This window comes from Paenibacillus sp. UMB4589-SE434 (genome assembly GCF_030226685.1).
Classification (GTDB): domain Bacteria; phylum Bacillota; class Bacilli; order Paenibacillales; family Paenibacillaceae; genus Paenibacillus_B.
The window spans coordinates 1,610,536-1,631,157 of the sequence record NZ_JASOYK010000001.1 but is presented as its reverse complement, the minus strand read 5'-3'; the positions used below and the strand labels follow the sequence as shown (position 1 = coordinate 1,631,157).

The 20,622-nt window shown below is 44.4% G+C and carries 13 protein-coding genes; 12 read left to right on the top strand and 1 reads right to left on the bottom strand.

The window, feature by feature from the left end:
• The first annotated feature begins 52 nt into the window (after positions 1-52).
• The 9 genes from QP775_RS06565 (at position 53) to QP775_RS06525 (ending at position 10,641) form a co-directional block, all read left to right on the top strand.
• Positions 53-1,750, top strand: coding sequence for a molecular chaperone HscC (locus QP775_RS06565; RefSeq protein ID WP_285104585.1), 1,698 nt, complete (start codon positions 53-55; stop codon positions 1,748-1,750).
• Positions 1,747-3,129, top strand: a complete 1,383-nt coding sequence (locus tag QP775_RS06560) for a J domain-containing protein (protein WP_285104583.1) — start codon at positions 1,747-1,749, stop codon at positions 3,127-3,129. Before QP775_RS06565 ends, QP775_RS06560 begins: the two co-directional genes overlap by 4 nt.
• An 18-nt stretch (positions 3,130-3,147) precedes the next feature.
• A complete protein-coding gene (locus tag QP775_RS06555; RefSeq protein WP_285104581.1) occupies positions 3,148-3,840 on the top strand; it encodes a DUF1266 domain-containing protein in 693 nt (230 codons plus the stop codon).
• Between the two features lie 256 nt (positions 3,841-4,096).
• Complete coding sequence (locus QP775_RS06550; RefSeq protein WP_285104579.1) at positions 4,097-5,023, top strand: hypothetical protein; 927 nt, start codon at positions 4,097-4,099, stop codon at positions 5,021-5,023.
• 167 nt (positions 5,024-5,190) lie between these two features.
• Complete coding sequence (locus QP775_RS06545) at positions 5,191-5,763, top strand: TVP38/TMEM64 family protein (protein ID WP_285104577.1); 573 nt, start codon at positions 5,191-5,193, stop codon at positions 5,761-5,763.
• 3 nt (positions 5,764-5,766) lie between these two features.
• Positions 5,767-6,714, top strand: coding sequence for a D-2-hydroxyacid dehydrogenase (locus QP775_RS06540; protein ID WP_285104575.1), 948 nt, complete (start codon positions 5,767-5,769; stop codon positions 6,712-6,714).
• 85 nt (positions 6,715-6,799) lie between these two features.
• Positions 6,800-7,537, top strand: coding sequence for a 2,3-diphosphoglycerate-dependent phosphoglycerate mutase (gene gpmA, locus QP775_RS06535; RefSeq protein ID WP_285104573.1), 738 nt, complete (start codon positions 6,800-6,802; stop codon positions 7,535-7,537).
• Positions 7,538-8,087: 550 nt separating this feature from the next.
• Positions 8,088-9,716: a multicopper oxidase family protein gene (locus tag QP775_RS06530; RefSeq protein WP_285104571.1), complete on the top strand. Its 1,629-nt coding sequence runs from the start codon at positions 8,088-8,090 to the stop codon at positions 9,714-9,716.
• 64 nt (positions 9,717-9,780) lie between these two features.
• On the top strand, positions 9,781-10,641 hold the full coding sequence (locus QP775_RS06525) for a hypothetical protein (RefSeq protein WP_285104569.1): 861 nt from the start codon (positions 9,781-9,783) through the stop codon (positions 10,639-10,641).
• Between the two features lie 122 nt (positions 10,642-10,763).
• On the opposite strand, the gene QP775_RS06520 is transcribed toward QP775_RS06525, so the two are convergent.
• Complete coding sequence (locus tag QP775_RS06520) at positions 10,764-11,063, bottom strand: hypothetical protein (protein ID WP_239328679.1); 300 nt, start codon at positions 11,061-11,063, stop codon at positions 10,764-10,766.
• A gap of 513 nt (positions 11,064-11,576) precedes the next feature.
• Here QP775_RS06520 and QP775_RS06515 point away from each other — a divergent pair.
• The 3 genes from QP775_RS06515 to QP775_RS06505 all read left to right on the top strand — a co-directional run bounded on the left by QP775_RS06515 (position 11,577) and on the right by QP775_RS06505 (position 20,618).
• The gene (locus tag QP775_RS06515) at positions 11,577-16,106 is read left to right on the top strand and encodes a non-ribosomal peptide synthetase (RefSeq protein WP_285104565.1); all 4,530 of its coding nucleotides are present in this window, start codon (positions 11,577-11,579) and stop codon (positions 16,104-16,106) included.
• A 71-nt stretch (positions 16,107-16,177) separates the two neighbouring features.
• Positions 16,178-17,431: a macrolide family glycosyltransferase gene (locus QP775_RS06510; RefSeq protein ID WP_239328072.1), complete on the top strand. Its 1,254-nt coding sequence runs from the start codon at positions 16,178-16,180 to the stop codon at positions 17,429-17,431.
• Between the two features lie 43 nt (positions 17,432-17,474).
• Positions 17,475-20,618 carry a cyclic peptide export ABC transporter gene (locus QP775_RS06505; protein WP_285104562.1) on the top strand — a complete coding sequence of 1,048 codons (3,144 nt, stop codon included), beginning with the start codon at positions 17,475-17,477 and terminating at the stop codon, positions 20,616-20,618.
• Positions 20,619-20,622: the final 4 nt, after the last annotated feature.

The following is a 20,622-nucleotide window of genomic DNA, read 5'->3' as shown; positions in this document are numbered from 1 at the left end:
AGTATTAGTTAAGTTGTGTTATTCCAATGCTGAAAGAGGGCTAAATGAGCTTATGATTGGAATCGATTTGGGAACGACAAACAGTTTGGTTGCTTACTGGGATGGTGAACAGGCTGCGCTGATCCCGAATGTTTTGGGGGAAAGATTGACGCCTTCTGTTGTAAGTGTTGATGATAATGGAGCAATATTGATAGGAAGAATTGCACAGGAACGTCTAATTACACACCCCCATCTAACGGGAGCTTCCTTTAAGAGATTTATGGGGTCAGAGAAAAAATATAAGCTGGGTTCATTTGAGTTTACACCGGAGGAAATGTCTTCGTTCATTTTGCGAACGTTAAAAGAAGATGCCGAGGTTCATCTTGGAAAATCAGTTGATGAAGCGGTGATTAGTGTCCCGGCCTACTTTAATGATGCCCAGCGTAAAGCGACCAAAAAAGCAGCGGAACTGGCTGGCTTGAAGGTGGAGCGTCTGATTAGCGAACCTACAGCGGCGGCTCTGGCATATGGCCTGCACCAAGGGCAGGAGGAGATGCGGTTTTTGGTTTTTGATCTCGGTGGTGGAACTTTCGACGTGTCCGTTTTAGAACTGTTTGAGGGCGTGATGGACGTCAAAGCCATTGCCGGCGACAATTATCTGGGTGGGGATGACTTTACAGAGTTGCTTGTTTCTCATTTTGTTCAGCATCATCAGCTTAAGCTGGAACAGCTTGATGATAAAACTGCATCTTCACTTTACAAGCAAGCGGAACAATGCAAGCGCAGTCTAGGTTCTGAAACTGCAGGGTGCATACGCACGGTTATGGAGGAACGGGAACTTATACTTCACATAACCAAGTCAGAGTTTGAGCAGTTGGCACAGCCTCTCCTTATCCGTTTGCGCCAACCGGTAGAGCGCGCGCTGCGGGACGCAGAACTGCTGCCCTCCGATTTGGATGGTATTGTAATGGTAGGCGGTGCAACCCGAATGCCGCTCGTGAAGCATGTCATTGGTCGGATGTTTGGTCAGATGCCGTACGCTTCCATTGATCCGGATGAGGCTGTTGTACTTGGGACGGCCATTCAAGCTGCCTTGAAGGAGCGGAATCAGGCGTTGGAAGAAATCATTCTAACGGATGTTTGTCCTTATACACTGGGTACTAGTGTGATACAGGAAGGAGCAAAAGGAAAGCTAAGCGGCGGTCACTATTTACCGATTATCGAACGAAATACGCCTATTCCCGTCAGCCGGGTGGAGCGTTTGTGCACTGTTTATGATATGCAAAAAGTGTTGAACGTGGATGTGTACCAGGGCGAGAGTAGGCTGGTTGAGAACAATCTGAAGCTTGGTAAAATGGATATCTGTGTTCCGGCGGGCAAAGCAGGAGAACAGCGTATCGATGTCCGTTACACTTATGATATTAACGGTATTCTTGAGGTCGAGGTTATCAGCGTGGCAACAGGTGAGAAGAAGCAGATGATCATTGAACAGCATGTGGGGGCAATGAGCAAGGAACAGATTGAAGCACGTCTGCTAGAGATTGCAAGTATTAAGATTCACCCTCGGGATCGAACGGAGAACAGGCTGCTTATTGCCAAAGGAGAACGGCTATATGAGGAGTCACTTGGTCAGCGGAGGGAATTTATTGCGAAGTGTCTAAAGGAATTCGAGGATGCACTACATACGCAAGACGACCGGATAATTAAAAAAGTAGCTCAGTGGTACAAGGAGCAGCTTGCACAGATGGAAGGATGGAGTTACTTCTCGTGATAAATTGGAAAATGTTAGACATAAACCCGACTGACGATAAGGCTGTTATTAAGAAAGCTTATGCTAAGCAGCTCCGCATCTATCATCCCGAAGATAATCCAGAAGAGTATCAGCGGCTTAGGGAGGCATACGATGCAGCGATGAAGCAGGCTGGCAAACCGGAGCACTTTGCCGGAGGGCGATCCAGACCAGAGATAGCTCTTCCTATGCTTGTCGAAGATGCTGCGTCAGATTCAGATCGTTTGAATAGGGTCTCGCTATTGTCATCTGTAATGGAACCCGAAATCATTGACGATATGGTTTATGGATCCCAAGACGATGTTGAAGATGAGTCTCTAGCGAAGTTGCGTCTTGATCCACTTCAGTTATTTTGGCAGGAGCTCCATGAACGTTATAGGGATTTTAGTCGTCGTGTAGACCCACAGCAATGGGAAACATTAACGAAAGAAGATTTTATGTGGGATGTGGGGTCTGTGGAGAAGCGGTTTGATGTGCTTATTCGCTTTTTAACCCAGAACCGATACATGCCGCTTGACGTATGGATCATGCTTGATTCCATGTTTGAGCTGAGTAACAATTTCGAGTATATGCAGGAGCGCTATGATAACGATGTGATCGAGTATATCACATTACAAATTAGCGGTGCGTTGGAATTGGGATATGAATGTTTACTAGATCGGCAGCTTGAATGTGACGTTGATGATTACCTGAGACTTAGAGAAGAAGCCCAGTTTTTTCTCATGAGAAGACAATTGGAGGATGCCCAACAGCGATTGGTTCAGGCAAATGAGTTATTTCAGGAGGACCCGGATCTGCAACTGATGCGGGCCAAATTAGCCCTAATGAATGGAACGTCTAATGAAGCACTGGATATTCTCAATCAAGTGATCAGTTATAATCCAAAGGAATGGGAAGCTTATTTGCTGCGGGGACGATTACTGTTCAACTGGAAAAAGTATATTGAAGCACAGCAAGATGCTGAACTGCTGCTTCAGCATGTTCCGGACTCGCAGGATGTAATATGTCTAGCTATGGAATGTCGTATCGCCCTAAATCAACTAGAGGGAGCATGGGCGATAAAGCATGACTCAAACAAGGCCCATTTCCGATATTATGCTGTTATGATGGCTCTTTGCAACAAACATTTACATTCACAGAAGTCTCGAAAGAAAACCTTTAACAACACACTAAATGTTATGGGATATCGGATATTGGACTTTTTCCTTCTACTCTGGAAGCTAAATTGGCTGCTCCTGTTCATCTATGCTGCTAGTGGCTTTTTTATTGGTTTTGGGTCTCTGCCCGCATATGTTGCGGTAGGGGCTATGCTGTGGCGGACATGGAAGGCCATTCGAACTACATATTTGCTGTTGACCTAATGGTAGGAGGGCAACCCTATGTTTCAAAATTATCAATCTATAAAGAAGTATAAGCTGGATCTCTATTTCCGTTGTCTATCGGCTAATTGCTTCAATGGGGCAATCGGGAACTATTTTGTTATACATGAATTCTCATCGAACTTTTTCGCGTCCAGCAAGGGGCAAATCTCCAAGGTACTCAGACACTGGAATATATCAAATGCTGATGAATTGAAGAGCCAAATCAATGTGCTGCTAGGAAACAATTTCTGTCTAGAATATCAATTACTCCATGCGCAGTTGAATGGGCTGTCAGAGAAGGCGCGCATCAAATATCTGGAGTCGTATCGCAGCCATGAGGATTATGCGAAGTTGGTGCTGGTTCATACTTGTCTGCATCAGCTGTCTTCCGGCAACATTGTTGGCTATGGTGCTTCATGGGTCATTGCCCTATGTCGAGTGGGTCAGGCTGCAGGCATGCTTACAGAAGAGGAGTCCTGGGCCTATAGAGTGCAAGCAGCCAGATTGATTCAAGCAGCTTATGATAACTGGGGAGATTTCTTCATTGCCTTCTCCATCGGTAGCTACTTCAACCAAGCTAAACCGGAGCTCCAAAAGTATATGTCGCCTACAAGCATGTTTACACTGATCAATAACAGTTCACTGTTGTACAAGCGGGTGGCGTGGAATCAGAATTTAGAACACCCAGTCGTGCATAAGAAGATAACGTAACTGAGGGTAAGGCTTTTAAGGAATAGACATCAAAGATACAGAGTATGGTGGGACTTAGACTCATCTGCTCTGTTTTTTTATGTCTAAGAAGAACTGGGGTTCATGCGCAGCCGCAGCATTTTTAACGAAGCCTGACATGATTTAACGCTATTTACTTTGCCATACTTCCGCCATGTTCAGATGCATTTTATACATACATAATGTTGTTAACGAGTTCAGATATTGTCTATAACTAACCTTTTTTGGAGGAATTCGCATGTTAAATAAAACGGTGGCGTTACAGCCCTTTGTTGATATCTCAGCACATGTTGAGGGTTTTGAGATTATATCAACACAGTTCGGTGCAGATGGACGCGTATATGTCCTGCTCATAAACCAGATCCCAGAACGCGAACGTGGCATGTTCGTCCCAGCGGCTTTAAAGGAAACGTATACTTACAAGGTCCTAATCGTAACGGATCAACATATCGACGAAGTGGTGATTTGGGGCCAGTATTATAATTATCATTTTGTACAGCCTCTCGAGAATCATCTACTGTTGGTCGGAGCGCGCTGCACTTACTATGACAAAGGCAAATATGATTTGAACGCCAAAGTGTGTGATTATGAAGGTCACACCGTTCGAGAGTTCTTACTTGGAGATGGGATTCAAAGTGTTCAGGTGACAGAGAAAGATACCATTTGGACCAGTTATTTCGATGAGGGCGTATTTGGGAATTACGGTTGGAATAACCCCATTGGCGCGTACGGCCTTCTGGCTTGGGATGAGCATGGCAATAAAATATACGAAAATCACACAGCGGATATTGCCGATTGTTATGCGTTGAACGCGGTTAATGAAAAGGAGATCTGGTTTTATTATTATACGGACTTCTCGTTAGGCTGTATCACTGGCGGACACGAGCAAGCCAAGGTCACCTTTATGAACCCGGGAATTTCCGGCTCCTCCGGGTTTTGTACGGATGGTTATCACTTTTTATTCGACGGCGGTTATGGGAAACACGGAACGTTTGTGCTCAAGAAAAATGAAAAACCGGGGATTTTGACCAAAGGGTGCAAGGTACACTTTTTAAATGAACAAGCAAAGCCACTCGTGGCGACTACACAAGACTTCCGAAAAAACCGTGTGCTGTTCGGTGCAGGGAATTTGTTGTATCAGGTGGCGGTTGAAGAGTTGGTCTAATTTTAAGTTCCTGTCCTAAATAGGGCTGCTGCTTCGAATGTCGCCTGATGTTGCTAGCTGGGGGAGATAGCATGCTGAAAGAAGTAGAGAAGGGGCATTATGCTATAATAAGACTTATAAGGCAAGGTGTGTTCTATTATTTGTAGGAAGAGACGGAAACTTAAAAGATGCTGCATAGTTTGGATATAAACAGCACGGTTGATTGGCTGCGCAGCTTTGGTCCATGGGCTATTGTAGTCAGCCTGCTCATGAATGTGCTGATTAGTGCTGCCGGATTTATCCCCAGCGTATTTTTAACAGGTGCTAACGTACTTGTATTTGGCACAGGGTACGGATTTATTATTTCTCTGCTTGGAGAAACGATCGGAGCTGGCATCACGATACTGCTCTATCGTAAAGGTTTATCGCGCCTGCCATTTATTCACTCGGACAGATGGGGATGGCTGCAAAGGTTGAATCAAGCGCCGCGGCGACGGCAGCTGGCGATTATTGCTGTCGCAAGACTTATTCCGCTTATGCCGTCCGGCTTGGTTAATGCGGTTGCCGCTCTGTCCAGCATGCGGCTTGCAGATTTTGTACTCGTAACTTTTGTGGGCAAAGCTCCTTCCATTTACATCGAGACAATGGTGGGTGAAGCTTTTCTGACAAATGACCTTTTATTTAAATTGTGCATATCGGTTATATTGTTAGGATTGCTATATTATGGGATCAAACGGATAAATAAGAGGAATGGAGACTAGGGCATGCATATCGTTACATCTATACCGTTACGGCCTGAATTCATGAATCGTTTACAGCAGTTATGTCCTCAGGATGAGATTGACATCGTTAATCCGATAGAGCAATACGAAGATACGTTAGGTACGGCAGAAATCGTAATTACTTATGGTACGGATATTACAGCTGCGATGCTAGATCAATTGAAACAGGTTCGTTGGATTCAGGTGTTCAGCGCAGGCGTGGACCAAATGCCATTGCGGACATTAGCCGAGCGGAATATTACCGTGACGAATGCACGCGGCATTCATGCTGTGCCGATGTCTGAATTTGCGATCGGACTCATGCTGCAAGAGTCGAAGCAATTTGTACCGATGTATCGGCATCAACAGCGTTCGGAATGGAGCCGCAAGCTGGAAATCAGTGAATTGCACGGCAAGACGCTATGCATTGTTGGCACTGGTGCCATCGGGCAAGAGATCGCTCGCAAAGCTGGCGTATTTGGCATAACCTGTATCGGCGTTAACTATACAGGTCGGAGCGTACTAGGATTTGAAAAAGTGTATCCATATACGATGGCTGATCAAGCTCTTCCAGCCGCAGATTATGTTATTGTGGTAGCTCCTTTAACAGCAGAGACTAGACATTGGTTTAACAAGGAAAGGCTAAGCCTGCTGCAGAAAGATGCCGTACTAATCAATTTGGGTAGAGGCGAAATTGTAGTGGAAACGGAACTTGCTGCCGTTCTTCAAGATCGGCGCATACGACGTGCGTACTTGGATGTGTTTGAGGTGGAGCCGTTGCCAGAACATTCACCATTATGGCAGCTTGATAATTGTATAATTACTCCGCATATTTCGGGGATATCCAAAATGTATTTGCCTCGCTGCATATCCGTATTTGAACACAATCTGAATCTGTACCGCCGTGGAGAAGGCTTAATCAATATAGTTGATTTGGATAAGGGATATTGATTCCTATTCAGGCTAAACGGGTATAATAGATATATAGAGATTTATAGCTGTTCATACGGCAGGATATAGAAAGAAGGTTTGCTCGATGACTACTAAACTTGTACTTATTCGTCATGGTCAAAGCGTGTGGAATCTGGAAAATCGATTCACCGGGTGGACAGACGTAGACCTGTCAGAGCAAGGTTTAAATGAAGCACGGCAGGCGGGGGTTATTTTACGTCAAAATGGCTTTATCTTTGATACGGCTCATACTTCCGTGCTGAAGCGAGCGATACGAACGTTATGGATTGTGCTGCATGAGATGGATCTTGTGTGGATTCCTGTGACCAAGACGTGGATGTTGAATGAACGCCATTACGGTGCGCTTCAAGGATTAAATAAGACAGAAACGGCAGAAAAGTATGGTGAAGATCAAGTTCATCTCTGGCGCCGATCTGTTGATGTTAGACCTCCGGCTTTAGAGATGGATGATGAGCGGTATGAAGCAGAACATCCTAAATATGCAGAGCTTGTCAAAGGAGAATTTCCATTAACAGAGAATCTGGAGGATACAGAGGAACGTGTAATCAAGTATTGGAACATGCATATTTTGCCAGATTTACATGCCGGCAAACGGATTGTTATTGCGGCCCACGGCAATACAATCAGAGCACTTGTCCAGTACCTGGACGATGTGCCAAGTGATGGTATCGCAAATCTGAATATACCAACTGGCGTTCCGCTCGTATATGAGCTGGATGATGTCACGCTGAAGCCAATTAGGCATTATTACATAGGGGCAGATGGTGAACTGCCAGCTGACGAAATTCCTAATAAAATATAAAGCATTAACTCCTGTCAAGCAGTCGATAAGTTAGGAGATATCAGTCAGAACAAACCTTGACGATTCCGTGAAGTTAATGTTAAAATTGATTAATCCACTAGGGATAATTAGATTATTACTTTCGCTTTAATCATTGACCAAACTGTTGGAGACGATAGATATGTTATCGTCTCCTTTTTTTAGATTTGTGCAGTTTAATAGTAGTAACGAGAACCCATTATCCGCATCATGCTGTGTAGAAGATCCAGCAGTGCGAATGGGGCTTTTTGCTGTTCAGACATTGCAGCCAACCAGAGCGTCTTATGCAGCAAAATTTACAAGTTGGAAGTGAGTCGAAAAGGATCAAGACATACGTGAGACACCTTACAAACAAATTTGCATAAAGGTTGTAGGGTGATGATGAACTAACCTGTGCTTGCTCTAACGGTAGATACGTTGCTGCGGCTGACTGGAATTTGTGAGTTTGTGCTAGCGTTGACGCGTCTACACGATTTGTACACAATTGGTGGTTATACTCCTTAACAGAGATCGAAGTAAAGGAGACAAAGCAATGACTAAACGCACACTATTGAGATGGACAACAATCATAATTCTTACTACCCTATTGGTTTCAGGCTGTTCAACGAATGACGAGGCTCAGCAGATGAATCAGATGGATCACTCCAAGATGAATCATGGTTCTACGCAGGAGAGGGGCCGTCAGGGCGGGATGCCGAAGCCTGGCACTGAACCCGATAAAGGGTCATTGGCCAAGGCACCTCAACGAGTTGACGGTACACAGGTCATACTTACTGCGCAGCCTGCCAACCTGCGGGCAACAGCGGGAATTACACTGCCGGTCTGGACTTTTAACGGGAGTATACCGGGTCCTGAGATTCGAGTGAAAGTAGGAGAAACCGTGAAGGTCACTTTGAAAAATGAGCTGCAGCAACCTGTCTCCATCCATTGGCATGGATACCCCGTACCTAACGAGATGGATGGAATCCCTGGTGTGACACAAGATGCTGTTGTGCCCGGAGCCTCTTTCGTATATGAATTTAAGGCGACTGTGCCTGGAACGTATTGGTATCATTCGCATCAGGACAGCGTAAATCAAGTTGATAAAGGGCTATATGGCGCAATTGTCGTTGAGGATGTGCGTAAGTCTTATGACCGGGATTATACGCTTGTGCTTGATGAATGGATGAGTATGGTTAACGGCAATATCAACAATCAGCCTCATTCTGCTGAAAATTCAGCGGGGAATGAGACAGCTCATAGCAGCATGACACACGGAGAAACGAATGATAAGTCAGAATCTGCCGAGCATGACATGAGTATGTACGACCTGTACACGATAAATGGTAAAAGCGGTGCCTCCATCCCTCAGCTTCAAGTTAAGCATGGCGAAAAGATCCGCATTCGGCTCATAAATGCAGGCTATTTGTCTCATCGTATCCACCTGCACGGCCATGAATTTAAAGTTGTTGCAACGGATGGACAAGCTATTAATAGTCCCGCAGTAGTGAAGGATCAGGTAATCGCCATTGCCCCTGGGGAAAGGTATGATATTGAATTTGTGGCAGATAATCCGGGTAATTGGCTGTTAGAGGCACATGGAATCAACAAAGCGGTAATTGGCATGAGGGCTGTCATTCATTATACAAATGATAATTCTCCTATATCTGCATCCAACACTGCTGCTGATCTTCCACTGCTTGACCTTGTTCAATACGGCGCCACGGCGAATAACGTGTTTTCATTGGAAACAACGTTTGATCAGCACGTGCAGATGGATCTGGACACTAAGGTTGTTAATGGGAGCACCGTCTACACAATTAACGGAAATACATTTCCAAATACAGACAAGATCAGGGTGAAAAAAGGTGATAAAGTGCAGGTTACGTTTGTGAATAAGTCGAAGTCAGATGATCATCCTATGCATTTACATGGGCACTTTTTTCAGATATTGAGTAAAAATGGCACAGTTGTTCAAGGTTCGCCTCTGATTAAGGATACACTGAACGTTAAGCCTGGTGAACGATATGTGATTGCATTTGAAGCAGACAATCCCGGAGATTGGATGTTCCATTGCCATGATCTACATCATGCCGCTGCAGGAATGATCACGGACGTCCATTATCCAGAACATAAAAAGACATATGTACCTGATCCAAAAGTAGGAAACAAGGCGGAGTAATCAAGATCGTAATCAAAAATGCTAAAATGAGAGAGCAGAATTCTACAAATTTGGAGCGTGACGTATGTACGATTTTGACGAAATGTGGGATTATCAGCACCCGGACGCAACAGAGCAGAAGTTCAGGCTCAAGCTGGAACAGGTTCGTAGTTCTGAAGAGGTGGGCTACTTGGCTGCGCTATTAACTCAGATTGCACGCGCGCAGGGGTTGCAGGGAAAATTTATAGACGCCCATGAAACGCTTGATCAAGTTGAAGCGCAGCTGCCTAAGTCAGACGATACTGCCCGCATTCGTTATTTGTTGGAACGGGGCAGAGTCTATAATTCTTCCTCGCAACAGGAAGAGGCAATTCCATTATTTCTAAAAGCTTGGGAAATAGGAGTTCAGGCTAAAGAGGATTACTACGCGGTTGATGCGGCACATATGCTGGGAATATCCGAGTCCACCCCGGAGACACGTCTGGCATGGAACATGAAGGCTTTGTCTCACGCGGAACAGAGTCCTAAAGCCGGAAAATGGTTGGGTTCTTTGTATAACAATATCGAGTGGGCAAAGGTAGAGACGGGGGCTCTTGATGAGGCGCTTGACCTATTTGAGCGTGCTTTAGAATTTCGCAAGTCTCAAGGGGAACCGGGTGCACTGTTTATTGCCAGATGGTGTGTGGCGAAAGTACTGCGCCTGCTAAAGCGGGTAGAGGAGTCGCTAGTAATTCAGCAAGCCTTGCTGGCAGAAACAGAGTTAACGAGTACGCCAGATGGATATGTGTATGAAGAGATGGCGGAATGCCTGCTTATGCTGCATCGCAAGGAAGAAGCAAGACGTTACTTTGCTCGGAGTTACGAATGCTTACGCCACGATAATTGGCTGATCGCACATGAGCCGGAGCGCATAGCACGTATCCAGCAGTATGCGAACGGGGTTTAAGGACTTGTTGGTAGACAAACCATTTTGATGATAACAGGAAACGGTCACCAGCAGTTCAAACATCTGTTGTGACCGTTTTCTTTGTCCTGCTTGAATGTTAAAATGATGGATTTCAACACATTTTATAAGTTAAAGCGCTTGATCTGCCCCCATTGACCTTCTTGTTCAAGAATAGGCCTTTGACGTGTTCCGATCAGATCAAAATGAGGAAAGGGAATTCGATTATGGATATATTGAACCGGCAGTTTGTGCTTGACACACCATTCCTGTAAACGTATGATGTCCGCGCAGCCAACCTTTGTGACGGAAGTGATGCCTGGATAGCGATCATCCAACCAATAGTGGGTAAGATACGCAATTTCACCACGTAGTACGTCCTGCTTCCACTGGATGAGTTCCTGTCTATTGATGCCAAAAGCCATTCCATACTTCACCCTTTATCTTCACAATTTGTTGTAGATTACTTGTGTCTAATTTCAGTATAACAAAATGAATGCACAAGATAAGTGTAACAACATTAATAATAAATGGGATTAAGTGGTTATTAAAATTGTCTGTTTGCTAAAGATTAGGTAAAATTTTATTCAGCTTGATGCTATTTGAACATGAGAAAAAATCTAAAAAACATTGATGCAGCAACAAATTAGAGCGCTTATCTTTTTTACAGTTCTCGACATATTATGATTTGTTCACGCTTTGGACCCTTGAAAAGCTAAATCGCACTTGCTAATATAAAAATAGATTCGCAAGAATCCGCAAGATCTACATCGAGATTATTTCTGCATACTAGGCATTCCCCGGCTGTATAGCTGCTGTTTCATACATTGCGGACATCCTGAACACACCCTTCCGCGATACACCTTTCCTGTTGTTACGCATTATTTCCAATACACTGAATGTCGCTATTATGAATCTCATATGATGGGGGATTGACTATGAGCCATACAGCTCATCTCGCACCTGAACCAATTGTTCTGCATGAGCTGACTCATCCGCAGAAACGTATTTGGTATATCGAAAACATTTATCCATCGATTCCGATTCATAACATCGGAGGAACGATCCGTATTAAAGGTCACGTTGACTTGGATGTGCTGGAGGCAGCGATCAGACATGTCATTCAGCAGCACGATGGTTTGCGGATTCGTCTTCGTGAGGTGGATCATGTAATATACCAATATGTGAGTACAGTACCAGAAGAGCGCTTAAATTTTGTTGACTTCTCTGGCAGCAGCGATCCTGAAGCTTCCTATCAGCTATGGCTGTCAGAACAAGCGCGTACACCATTTCAGCTTACAGAGTCTCCACTGTACGATTTGAAATTATTCAGAATCTCAGACGGTGAGAGCGGATATTTGATTAAGCTGCACCATATTATTGCTGACGGTTGGTCCACGCAGATCATGACGGAGCAAATATACGATGCATACAACAAATTTAGTAATGGCGAAAATAGCGAATCAGCAGCAGCCCCTTCCTATTTGGACGTCATTGATTCGGAACGCAATTATTTACAATCCGAACGTTATAACAAGAATAGACACTTTTGGATTAATAAGTTTACGCCATTGCCTGATGTGAATATGTCCTACGGCACAGATCATATCGTCGGAACTAGGATCACCCACACCTTAGACCCGCTAACTTCTGCTCGCATGCAAAGTTTCACCGCAATACATAAGACCTCTCTTAATACGCTGTTTGTGATGCTATACCTACTCTTTATGTACAAAACAACCAACCAACAAGAAATAGTGATCGGTACGCCAGTCTTGAACCGTTCAGGTCGCAAGGAGAAGAGAACAATCGGTATGTTTACGAGTACAATGCCGTTTGCTTATCAGATAGACGGAAATCGATCTGCTATTGACATGCTGACTCATATGGGCAAGCAGCTAATTGAATGCTATTTCCACCAAAAATACCCATATGATTTGCTCGTGCAGGACCTGGAACTTAAACGACAGGGATTCGATCAATTGTTTCACGTATGTGTCAATTACTACAATTCCAAGCACGTTAATGATTGGAATGGCTGTCCAGTAGTAAATGAAGAATTCTATAATGGATATCAATTGTACGCGAAACAGCTTGTCATCAAGGAATGGTCTGATACAGGATGTATTACGCTGGATGTCGACTATAAACCGACTGATTATGATGAACAGTATGTGTCCATGATGATAAACGGAATGATGAGTATGTCAGAACAGATCATGTCGCATCCAGAACGACCGCTTGACGAGCTTAGCTTGCTCTCAGAGCAGCAATATCAGCAGCAAATCATTCGATTTAATGATACAAAAGTACCTTATCCGGAACAAACAACGATAACAAGACTGTTTGAAGAGCAGGTCGAACGGACACCGCATGACATTGCCGTGAAATTTAAGGGAGAACAGTGCAGTTATCAGCAGTTAAATGAGAAGTCAAACCAATTAGCACGCGTGTTGCATGCCAAAGGTGTACGCAGCGGTTCGATTGTGGGATTGTACACGGAGCACGGGATGGAGTCGATTATTGGCATATTGGCCATTATGAAAGCAGGCGGAGCCTATCTCCCCTTAGATCCGAAACATCCTGAAGAACGAATTGCCTATATGCTGGCGGATACAAGAGCTGCCGTATTGTTGACGAATACCAATCTATTTGCAGATATAGGGTATGTAGGTGAAGTGATTGATCTCCGTCAGGCATCCCTTTATCGCGGAGATGCGTCAAACTTAGCGAATGGAAGTGATCCTTCCGATCTAGCCTATATTATTTACACATCGGGCTCTACAGGTACCCCAAAAGGAACAATGATTGAACATCGCGGGTTGGTCAATTATAGTTGGTGGGCCAAAGAAACTTATATGAAAAATGAACGCGCCGTATTCCCTCTATATTCTTCACTAGCGTTTGACCTGACGATAACGTCTATCTTCACACCGTTAATTGGTGGAGGACTGGTCACAATATACCGTGATGACGAGGATGAGTTCGTGTTGTTTCGTATATTGGCAGACAACGAAGCAACAGTTATCAAGCTGACACCAGCCCACTTGTCCTTGTTGCAAGAACGTCGTTATCCGAACAGCTCAGTCAAACGTTTTATCGTAGGCGGAGAGGACTTAAAGACGTCACTTGCTTCGCAGGTAGAGGACTGCTTTGATCATGAGATCGAAATTTATAATGAATATGGACCAACAGAGACAGTAGTTGGTTGTATGATTCATCAATACGATCGTACGGAGTTAACTTTGTCTGTCCCGATTGGTGTTCCTGCGGACAATGTAATGATCTATATTTTGGACGCTCATTTGAACCCACTTCCGTGTTACGGTATCGGTGAGCTTTATATCTCAGGCCACGGTGTCGCCAGAGGGTATTGGAACCAGCCAGAGTTATCCGCAGCCCGTTTTATCGACAATCCCTTCCATCCTGAATATCGGATGTATCGGACTGGAGACCTTGCGTTCATGAGGGAAGATGGCTCGATTATCTATATGGGACGAATTGATCATCAGGTGAAAATCAGAGGTTATCGTATAGAATTGGGCGAGATTGTTCATGCCCTTACCAGTATGACAGCGATCAAGGAATCGGTTGTGATTGATCGAACGCGCGATAATGGCGAAGTGTATTTATGTGCCTATATCATCAAGCAAGAGTCAATTACCGAGCATGAGATCCGAGTTATCCTGAAGCAAAGCCTGCCAGATTATATGATTCCCGCTTATTTCGTCGAACTAGATTCCATTCCTTTAACGGCAAATGGAAAAGTAGACCGTAAACAGCTGCCAGAGCCCTTAGTTGCGAAGATAGCTAGTGATAGGATCGAGCGGAGTATACCGATTGATGGACTGGAAGCTATCTTTATGGCCACAGTTGAACAAGTGCTCAATCAGTACAGCTTGTCATGGCAAGACCATTTCTTTTATCTGGGCGGCGATTCAATTAAAGCCATTCAACTGGCATCTAAGTTCAAAAGCATAGGCTATCAATTAAAGGTGAAAGACATACTATCCAACCCTGTATTAATCGAAATGGTGAAGCAGGTACGTCAATTACACGATGAAATTAAAATCGATCAGTCCCCTCGTACAGGGACAATCGGCGCAACACCAATCATAACCTGGTTTCGTGAATTGGCGTTGCAGCACCCTAACCATTATACACAGTCCGTACTGCTGCAATTAAAGCAGGATGTGAGTACAGAACGACTGACAGAAATGTTAAATGTCTTATTTTATCATCACGATTCCCTACGAATCTATGTTAGAGCAGAGGATCAGCAATTAGCTTATATGGAACATGCAGAATATGCAGATCGTACGATTTCCATAGGAAAGACCGATCTGACTGGATACAGTGCAGAAGAACAGCGTAAAAGACTGGAGTCGACAGGCTGTCAACTTAAGTCGGAAATGGATATCCATCGCGGAATGATGTTTAAAGCCCATCTGTTTGATCTGGGAGAGCAAGGAATTCGCCTGCTGCTAATCGGCCATCATCTTGTTGTAGACGGTGTGTCATGGCGTATTTTGCTGGAGGATTTGGTTCAGTTGCTGGAGCAATCAGTGTTGGACTACGGGAAGATTAACTTGCCGGACAAGACATCTTCTTATCAAGATTGGTCTGGATATATGACTAGACTTGAGGCAGAAGCAAGAAAAGAGCAGGCGTATTGGGAAGCCGTCATTCATGATCCCCCTGTTATTCCCGTTCAGGACTCAACAAAAGGGGCAGTGCTTGCAACTTCACATACGCACCATCACGTATTTGACAAAAGTATAACCGCTAATCTTTTAAGGGATGCAAATAAAGCATACCGAACAGAGCCTAAGGACTTACTAATCACGGCGTTAGCCTTGACCATATTCCATAAGTTCGAGCTTGATGAAGTGGTATTAGAGCTTGAGGGACATGGTAGAGAACTGTTAGACAGCAGCTTGGACTTGTCGAGGACAGTAGGATGGTTTACTTCAATCTATCCAGTGCGGATTCAGAATAATACGGGACCTATTACCCATAAAATTAAAACGATTAAAGAATTACTGCGATCTATTCCCTATAACGGAATTGGGTATGGGGTACTTCGGTATTATACAAAGACGTTAAAGGATACCCGTCTCCAGCCACCTATACGATTTAATTACTTGGGCGATGTGGATACCACCTTTAACAACGATTGGTTCTGCATGGCACATGAGCCTTCAGGTTCAGAGAGTGATTTGCGAAACGTAATGACTGCTTTACTTGATGTACAGGCGATTGTGATCGATCAACAATTGCATGTTGAAGTGGTTTGCAGTCACATGCATTTTAATGAAAGTGAAGGAAAAGAACTAGTTGCCATGTATGTGGATGAGTTGAGTCAACTCGTGAACCACTGTTGCAGTAAGACAGATCAGGACTATACGCCATCCGATTTTGATGCCGTTCAGATTACTCAGGATGATTTGGACGAGCTGTTTAATTGAAACTATAAATGAAAGAGCCAGATTATTTAGATTAGAGACAACAATCTATAAGTGGGGGATGGGGGGCTACTATGGCAAAGGTGCTATATTTTAGCGTGGATCTCCATGGTCACGTAAATCCGACGTTGGGGTTGATTCACAAGCTGGTTGAATCCGGCGAGGAAGTCATCTATTATGCCAGCAATCAGTTTCAGGGGAAGGTCGAACAGACGGGGGCGCAGTTTCGAAGTTATGAGGGAACCGTTGGTTTTGCTACCCATGATGGGCACGGCATCGATACATTTCTAGTGTTTGCTGACTTTATTTTGAGTCGAACCGAAGCTGTGCTAGAACGTTTTTATGACGAGATCGCCGCTTGGAAGCCTGATTATATTATTCATGACGCCTTTTGTTATTGGGGAAAAGTATGTGCTGAACGCCTCGGAGTGCCAGGTATATCCTTATGTGCTAACTTTCCGTATATCGATGAGATGGCGGATCTGGATCCGGATTTTTTCGTGGAACATGTTCTAAGGGCATCCAATGATCCCTTATATCAGAAATTTAAAGGTAGCAGCATCCTTTATCGCAAGCTGCTCGACAAGATGTCAATGCTTATTAGCAAGAAATACGGCTTGTTGCATGTGAATGTCATCAATGACATTTTTTGCAGCAAGCAGCCGTTGAATCTTATTTTTTCCTCACGTTTTTTTCAACTTCATGAAGAAGCGTTTGACGACAGTTACTTGTTTTTGGGGTACCCGATCTTTCCGCGTGCAGAAGCTGTAGAATTTCCGTTTGAACGATTAGATGGCAGACCATTGATCTATTTGGCATTTGGCACAATCTATAATCAGCTGATAGATACGTACAAAGCGTGCTTTGAAGCTTTTGCAGATTCAGATTGCCAAGTCATCATGTCGGTAGGACATCAAGTTGCCCTTACCGAGCTTGGGCATATTCCAGATAACTTTATCGTTCGGCCCTATGTCCCGCAATTACAAATATTAGAGCGGGCAGACGTGTTTATTACGCACGGTGGAGCAAACAGTATTTATGAAAGTATTGCCCACGGCGTCCCAATGGTCGTTGTCCCACAAGTGTTCGACGAATTTATGGGAGCGATGATGGTGGATCGAGTTGGAGCAGGCCTGTATGTGACGGATCGTGAGCCGACTGCGGTTATGCTTCAACAGGCTGTAGAGCGGGTGCTTGGTGACGATTGCTACCGTACAAACTGTCTGGATGTGAAGCGAAGATTCGACGAGGCAGGTGGACTAGCTGCCGCAGTGGAGCGAATTTTCCAGTACGTAAACCAGTTTTACGGCAGTACAGTCCATAGTTGAGGCGCTTATTCCATAACCATTAAATCGTAAATGAGGGTCCGATATGATTCGACTAAAGCATTTTCCGATATTGGCTATTATCTGCTGTTTGCTGCTAATTCCAATGGGATCAGTGTCGGCGGCTGATCTGTTCGCGGGCAAGGAAAAAGAGATTGAAGCCTACATTGAGCAGCAGATGTCCAAAGGGGACATACCAGGGGTATCCATTGTCATTCTCCAGAATAATAAGCCGGTGTTTACAAAGGGGTTTGGTTATGCTGACCAATCGTCGTCTACTCCGGTAACGTCTGATACAGTCTTCGAATTAGGCTCGACAAGTAAAGCATTTACGGGAATTGCTGTGCTTCGCCTTGTGGAAGAAGGCAAATTACATTTGGAGGATACCATAAATCGATATATTCCTACATTTAAGGTTACGTATGAAGGAAAACCTGTAGATATTACGTTGTATCAGCTTCTTCACCACACAAGCGGAATTCCGTTTGACACGATCGGTGACATACCGATAGCAGACGGAGATGATGCGCTTCTACAGACGGTGAAGACACTCGAAGGTCTTGAGTTGGACGATAAGCCTGGGGAAACGTATTCTTACGCTACAATTAACTATGATGTGCTCGGTTATATCATCCAACTCGTAACAGGTAAGACCTATGAGCAATATGTGACTGAGCAAGTACTCAATCCGCTTGGATTACAGCATACTTATTTATTTCGGGGCGACGTTCCTGCTGAAGAGATGGCTAAAGGATATAAGTTCAATCTGCTCAGAACCATTGAATACGATGCACCTGTATATAGAGGGAACACGCCAGCCGGTTATGTCATGTCCAGTGCCAATGATATCGGCAGATGGTTGAGCATCCAGCTTGGTCAGAAAGACGGTATCGCACCTACATTTCCACAGCAAATTATCGATAAGTCGCATGCACCTGATCGGACGGTGATGCCAGGTGGAGATGGATCGTCCTACGCTGCTGGTTGGACGGTTCACCAACGGGGCAGCGGTGAAATTACACACGGGGGAGAGAACCCCAACTTTTCATCCGCCTTTTTGTTTAGACCGCAGGATGGGATCGGCGTAGGTGTACTCGCTAATCTGAACTCGACGTATACACAGACTATTGGACACGGGATTATGCAAATGCTGTTAGGCAAAGAGCTTCCCGATCCTGCTACAGATCAATATAAAAGCATGGACAATACCGCATCTGCTATCTTATTTATCTCTATTCCCGCGATGCTTATGATCATTTGGTTCTCGGGTACTGCTGTATGGGAAGCAGTGAGAGGCAAGCGGCGGTATGCCGGTAGCGGCAGCAAGCTGGCAGCCAATCTGCTTATTTCCCTGCTGTTTATGTCAGGATTCACGTACTGCTTGTACCGGATTCCAGATGTGATTTATGGCGGGTTATCGTGGAGTTTTGTGAAGGTGTGGGCTCCACAGAGCTTTATCACAGCAATTATATTGTTATTTTTTGCAGTGCTGCTGTTTAACTTTTACTTCATTTGGACCACGTTATTTCCTAAGAAGAATGATCGCTCGATGTTTACGCTGACGCTGTTAAGCATAGCGAGTGGATTCGGGAACGCACTTATTATTTTTATCGTCAATGAGACCCTTAATCGGGATGATGGCTTTCAGGGTGGGCTTCTGCTGTACTTTGCGGTGGGGATTGCGATCTACGTAGTTGGTCAGAAGCTGGTTCGGACAAGATTAATTTACATTGCAAATGACATGGTTTATGAGAAAAGGGCAGAGTTGATCGATAAAATTCTGGATACTCCCTACCAGCGGATCGAAGGTTTAGAGGACGGATCGATTCAGGCCTCGCTTAACAACGACACAGAAACGATCAGCGAATTTTCCGGTATCGTAATTACCGGGGCGACCAGCTTTGTTACGTTAATATGCTGTTTTGTATATATGGGCATTATCAGCGTGTATGGCCTAATTGTGTCGGTAGCTTTTATTTTTATTGCAGCAGGATTACACTTTGCAATTGGTCGTCAGGCCAACAAGTTGTGGGAACAAACAAGAGATATTCAAAATGTATTTTTTAAGTTTATAAATGACTTGATTACCGGCTTTAAAGAACTGAGTCTGCATGACGGCAAAAAGCAGGACTTTAAGGCGGATATGCAAGCAAGCTGCAACACGTATCGTGAGAAACGGATTCAAGGTGGATTGAAGTTTGCCAACGTCAACGTTATCGGTGAACTATTGTTTACTTTAGTTATTGGAGCTGTGGCCTTTCTATTTCCGCTGTTATTCACTGATCTTAAAGTGAACGCGTTAAGAAACTATGTCTTTGTTCTTTTATACATGACAGGACCTGTCCATGGCATATTAGGAACGATTCCGAATATATTCCGAGTTCGGATAAGTTGGAATCGGATCAGTGAGTTATCAAAGCAGTTGGACGAATATCGGGCACAACAGCAACGGATACAAGTTGATCATACGTCACCTAATACGAAGGTGGAGGAGCAGCCGCTTGATGTAGAACTGCGAGCTGTAGAGTATCAGTATGACAATAAGGAAGGTGATACCTTTACGGTAGGGCCGATTCATTTTTCCTTCCGGGCGGGAGAGATTACGTTCATTACTGGAGGCAACGGAAGTGGAAAGTCAACACTTGCCAAGCTGATCACAGGTCTCTATACACCGACAAAGGGCGAAGTGTTTATCAATGGACAGGTCGTTGACAGTCTAACACTTGGTCAAAAATACGCTGCCATTTTTAGCGATTTTCATCTGTTCGAGAAACTATACGGACTGGAAACAGAACATAAAGAAACAGAAATTCAAACTTATTTACGTACACTGCATCTGCAGGACAAAGTCAATATTGAAGACGGTAAGCTGAATACGATTAAGCTCTCAACCGGTCAGCGCAAGCGGTTGGCGCTGCTGATCAGTTATTTAGAAGACAGGCCCATCTATTTGTTTGATGAATGGGCGGCAGATCAAGATCCAGAATTCCGTGCCTTTTTCTACCATACGCTGCTGCCAGAGCTTCGGCAGCGGGGCAAATGTATCATAGCGATTACACATGATGATCGATTCTTCGAACTGGCGGATCACATTATTAAGATGGACATGGGCCAGATTGTACGTCAGGAAGCTGGACGCTTGCCTGAGATCGCAGCAACTGCAAGTTCCGAGAAGAAATCATTGTCGTAAGCAA

What these genes read in the sequence shown, in the direction of transcription:
- QP775_RS06520 (WP_239328679.1), bottom strand. Translation starts at nt 11,063, where the DNA reads ATGGCTTTTGGCATCAATAGACAGGAACTCATCCAGTGGAAGCAGGAC.
- QP775_RS06510 (WP_239328072.1), top strand. Translation starts at nt 16,178, where the DNA reads ATGGCAAAGGTGCTATATTTTAGCGTGGATCTCCATGGTCACGTAAAT.
- gpmA (WP_285104573.1), top strand. Translation starts at nt 6,800, where the DNA reads ATGACTACTAAACTTGTACTTATTCGTCATGGTCAAAGCGTGTGGAAT.
- QP775_RS06505 (WP_285104562.1), top strand. Translation starts at nt 17,475, where the DNA reads ATGATTCGACTAAAGCATTTTCCGATATTGGCTATTATCTGCTGTTTG.
- QP775_RS06550 (WP_285104579.1), top strand. Translation starts at nt 4,097, where the DNA reads ATGTTAAATAAAACGGTGGCGTTACAGCCCTTTGTTGATATCTCAGCA.
- QP775_RS06555 (WP_285104581.1), top strand. Translation starts at nt 3,148, where the DNA reads ATGTTTCAAAATTATCAATCTATAAAGAAGTATAAGCTGGATCTCTAT.
- QP775_RS06525 (WP_285104569.1), top strand. Translation starts at nt 9,781, where the DNA reads ATGTACGATTTTGACGAAATGTGGGATTATCAGCACCCGGACGCAACA.
- QP775_RS06565 (WP_285104585.1), top strand. Translation starts at nt 53, where the DNA reads ATGATTGGAATCGATTTGGGAACGACAAACAGTTTGGTTGCTTACTGG.
- QP775_RS06515 (WP_285104565.1), top strand. Translation starts at nt 11,577, where the DNA reads ATGAGCCATACAGCTCATCTCGCACCTGAACCAATTGTTCTGCATGAG.
- QP775_RS06530 (WP_285104571.1), top strand. Translation starts at nt 8,088, where the DNA reads ATGACTAAACGCACACTATTGAGATGGACAACAATCATAATTCTTACT.
- QP775_RS06545 (WP_285104577.1), top strand. Translation starts at nt 5,191, where the DNA reads ATGCTGCATAGTTTGGATATAAACAGCACGGTTGATTGGCTGCGCAGC.
- QP775_RS06540 (WP_285104575.1), top strand. Translation starts at nt 5,767, where the DNA reads ATGCATATCGTTACATCTATACCGTTACGGCCTGAATTCATGAATCGT.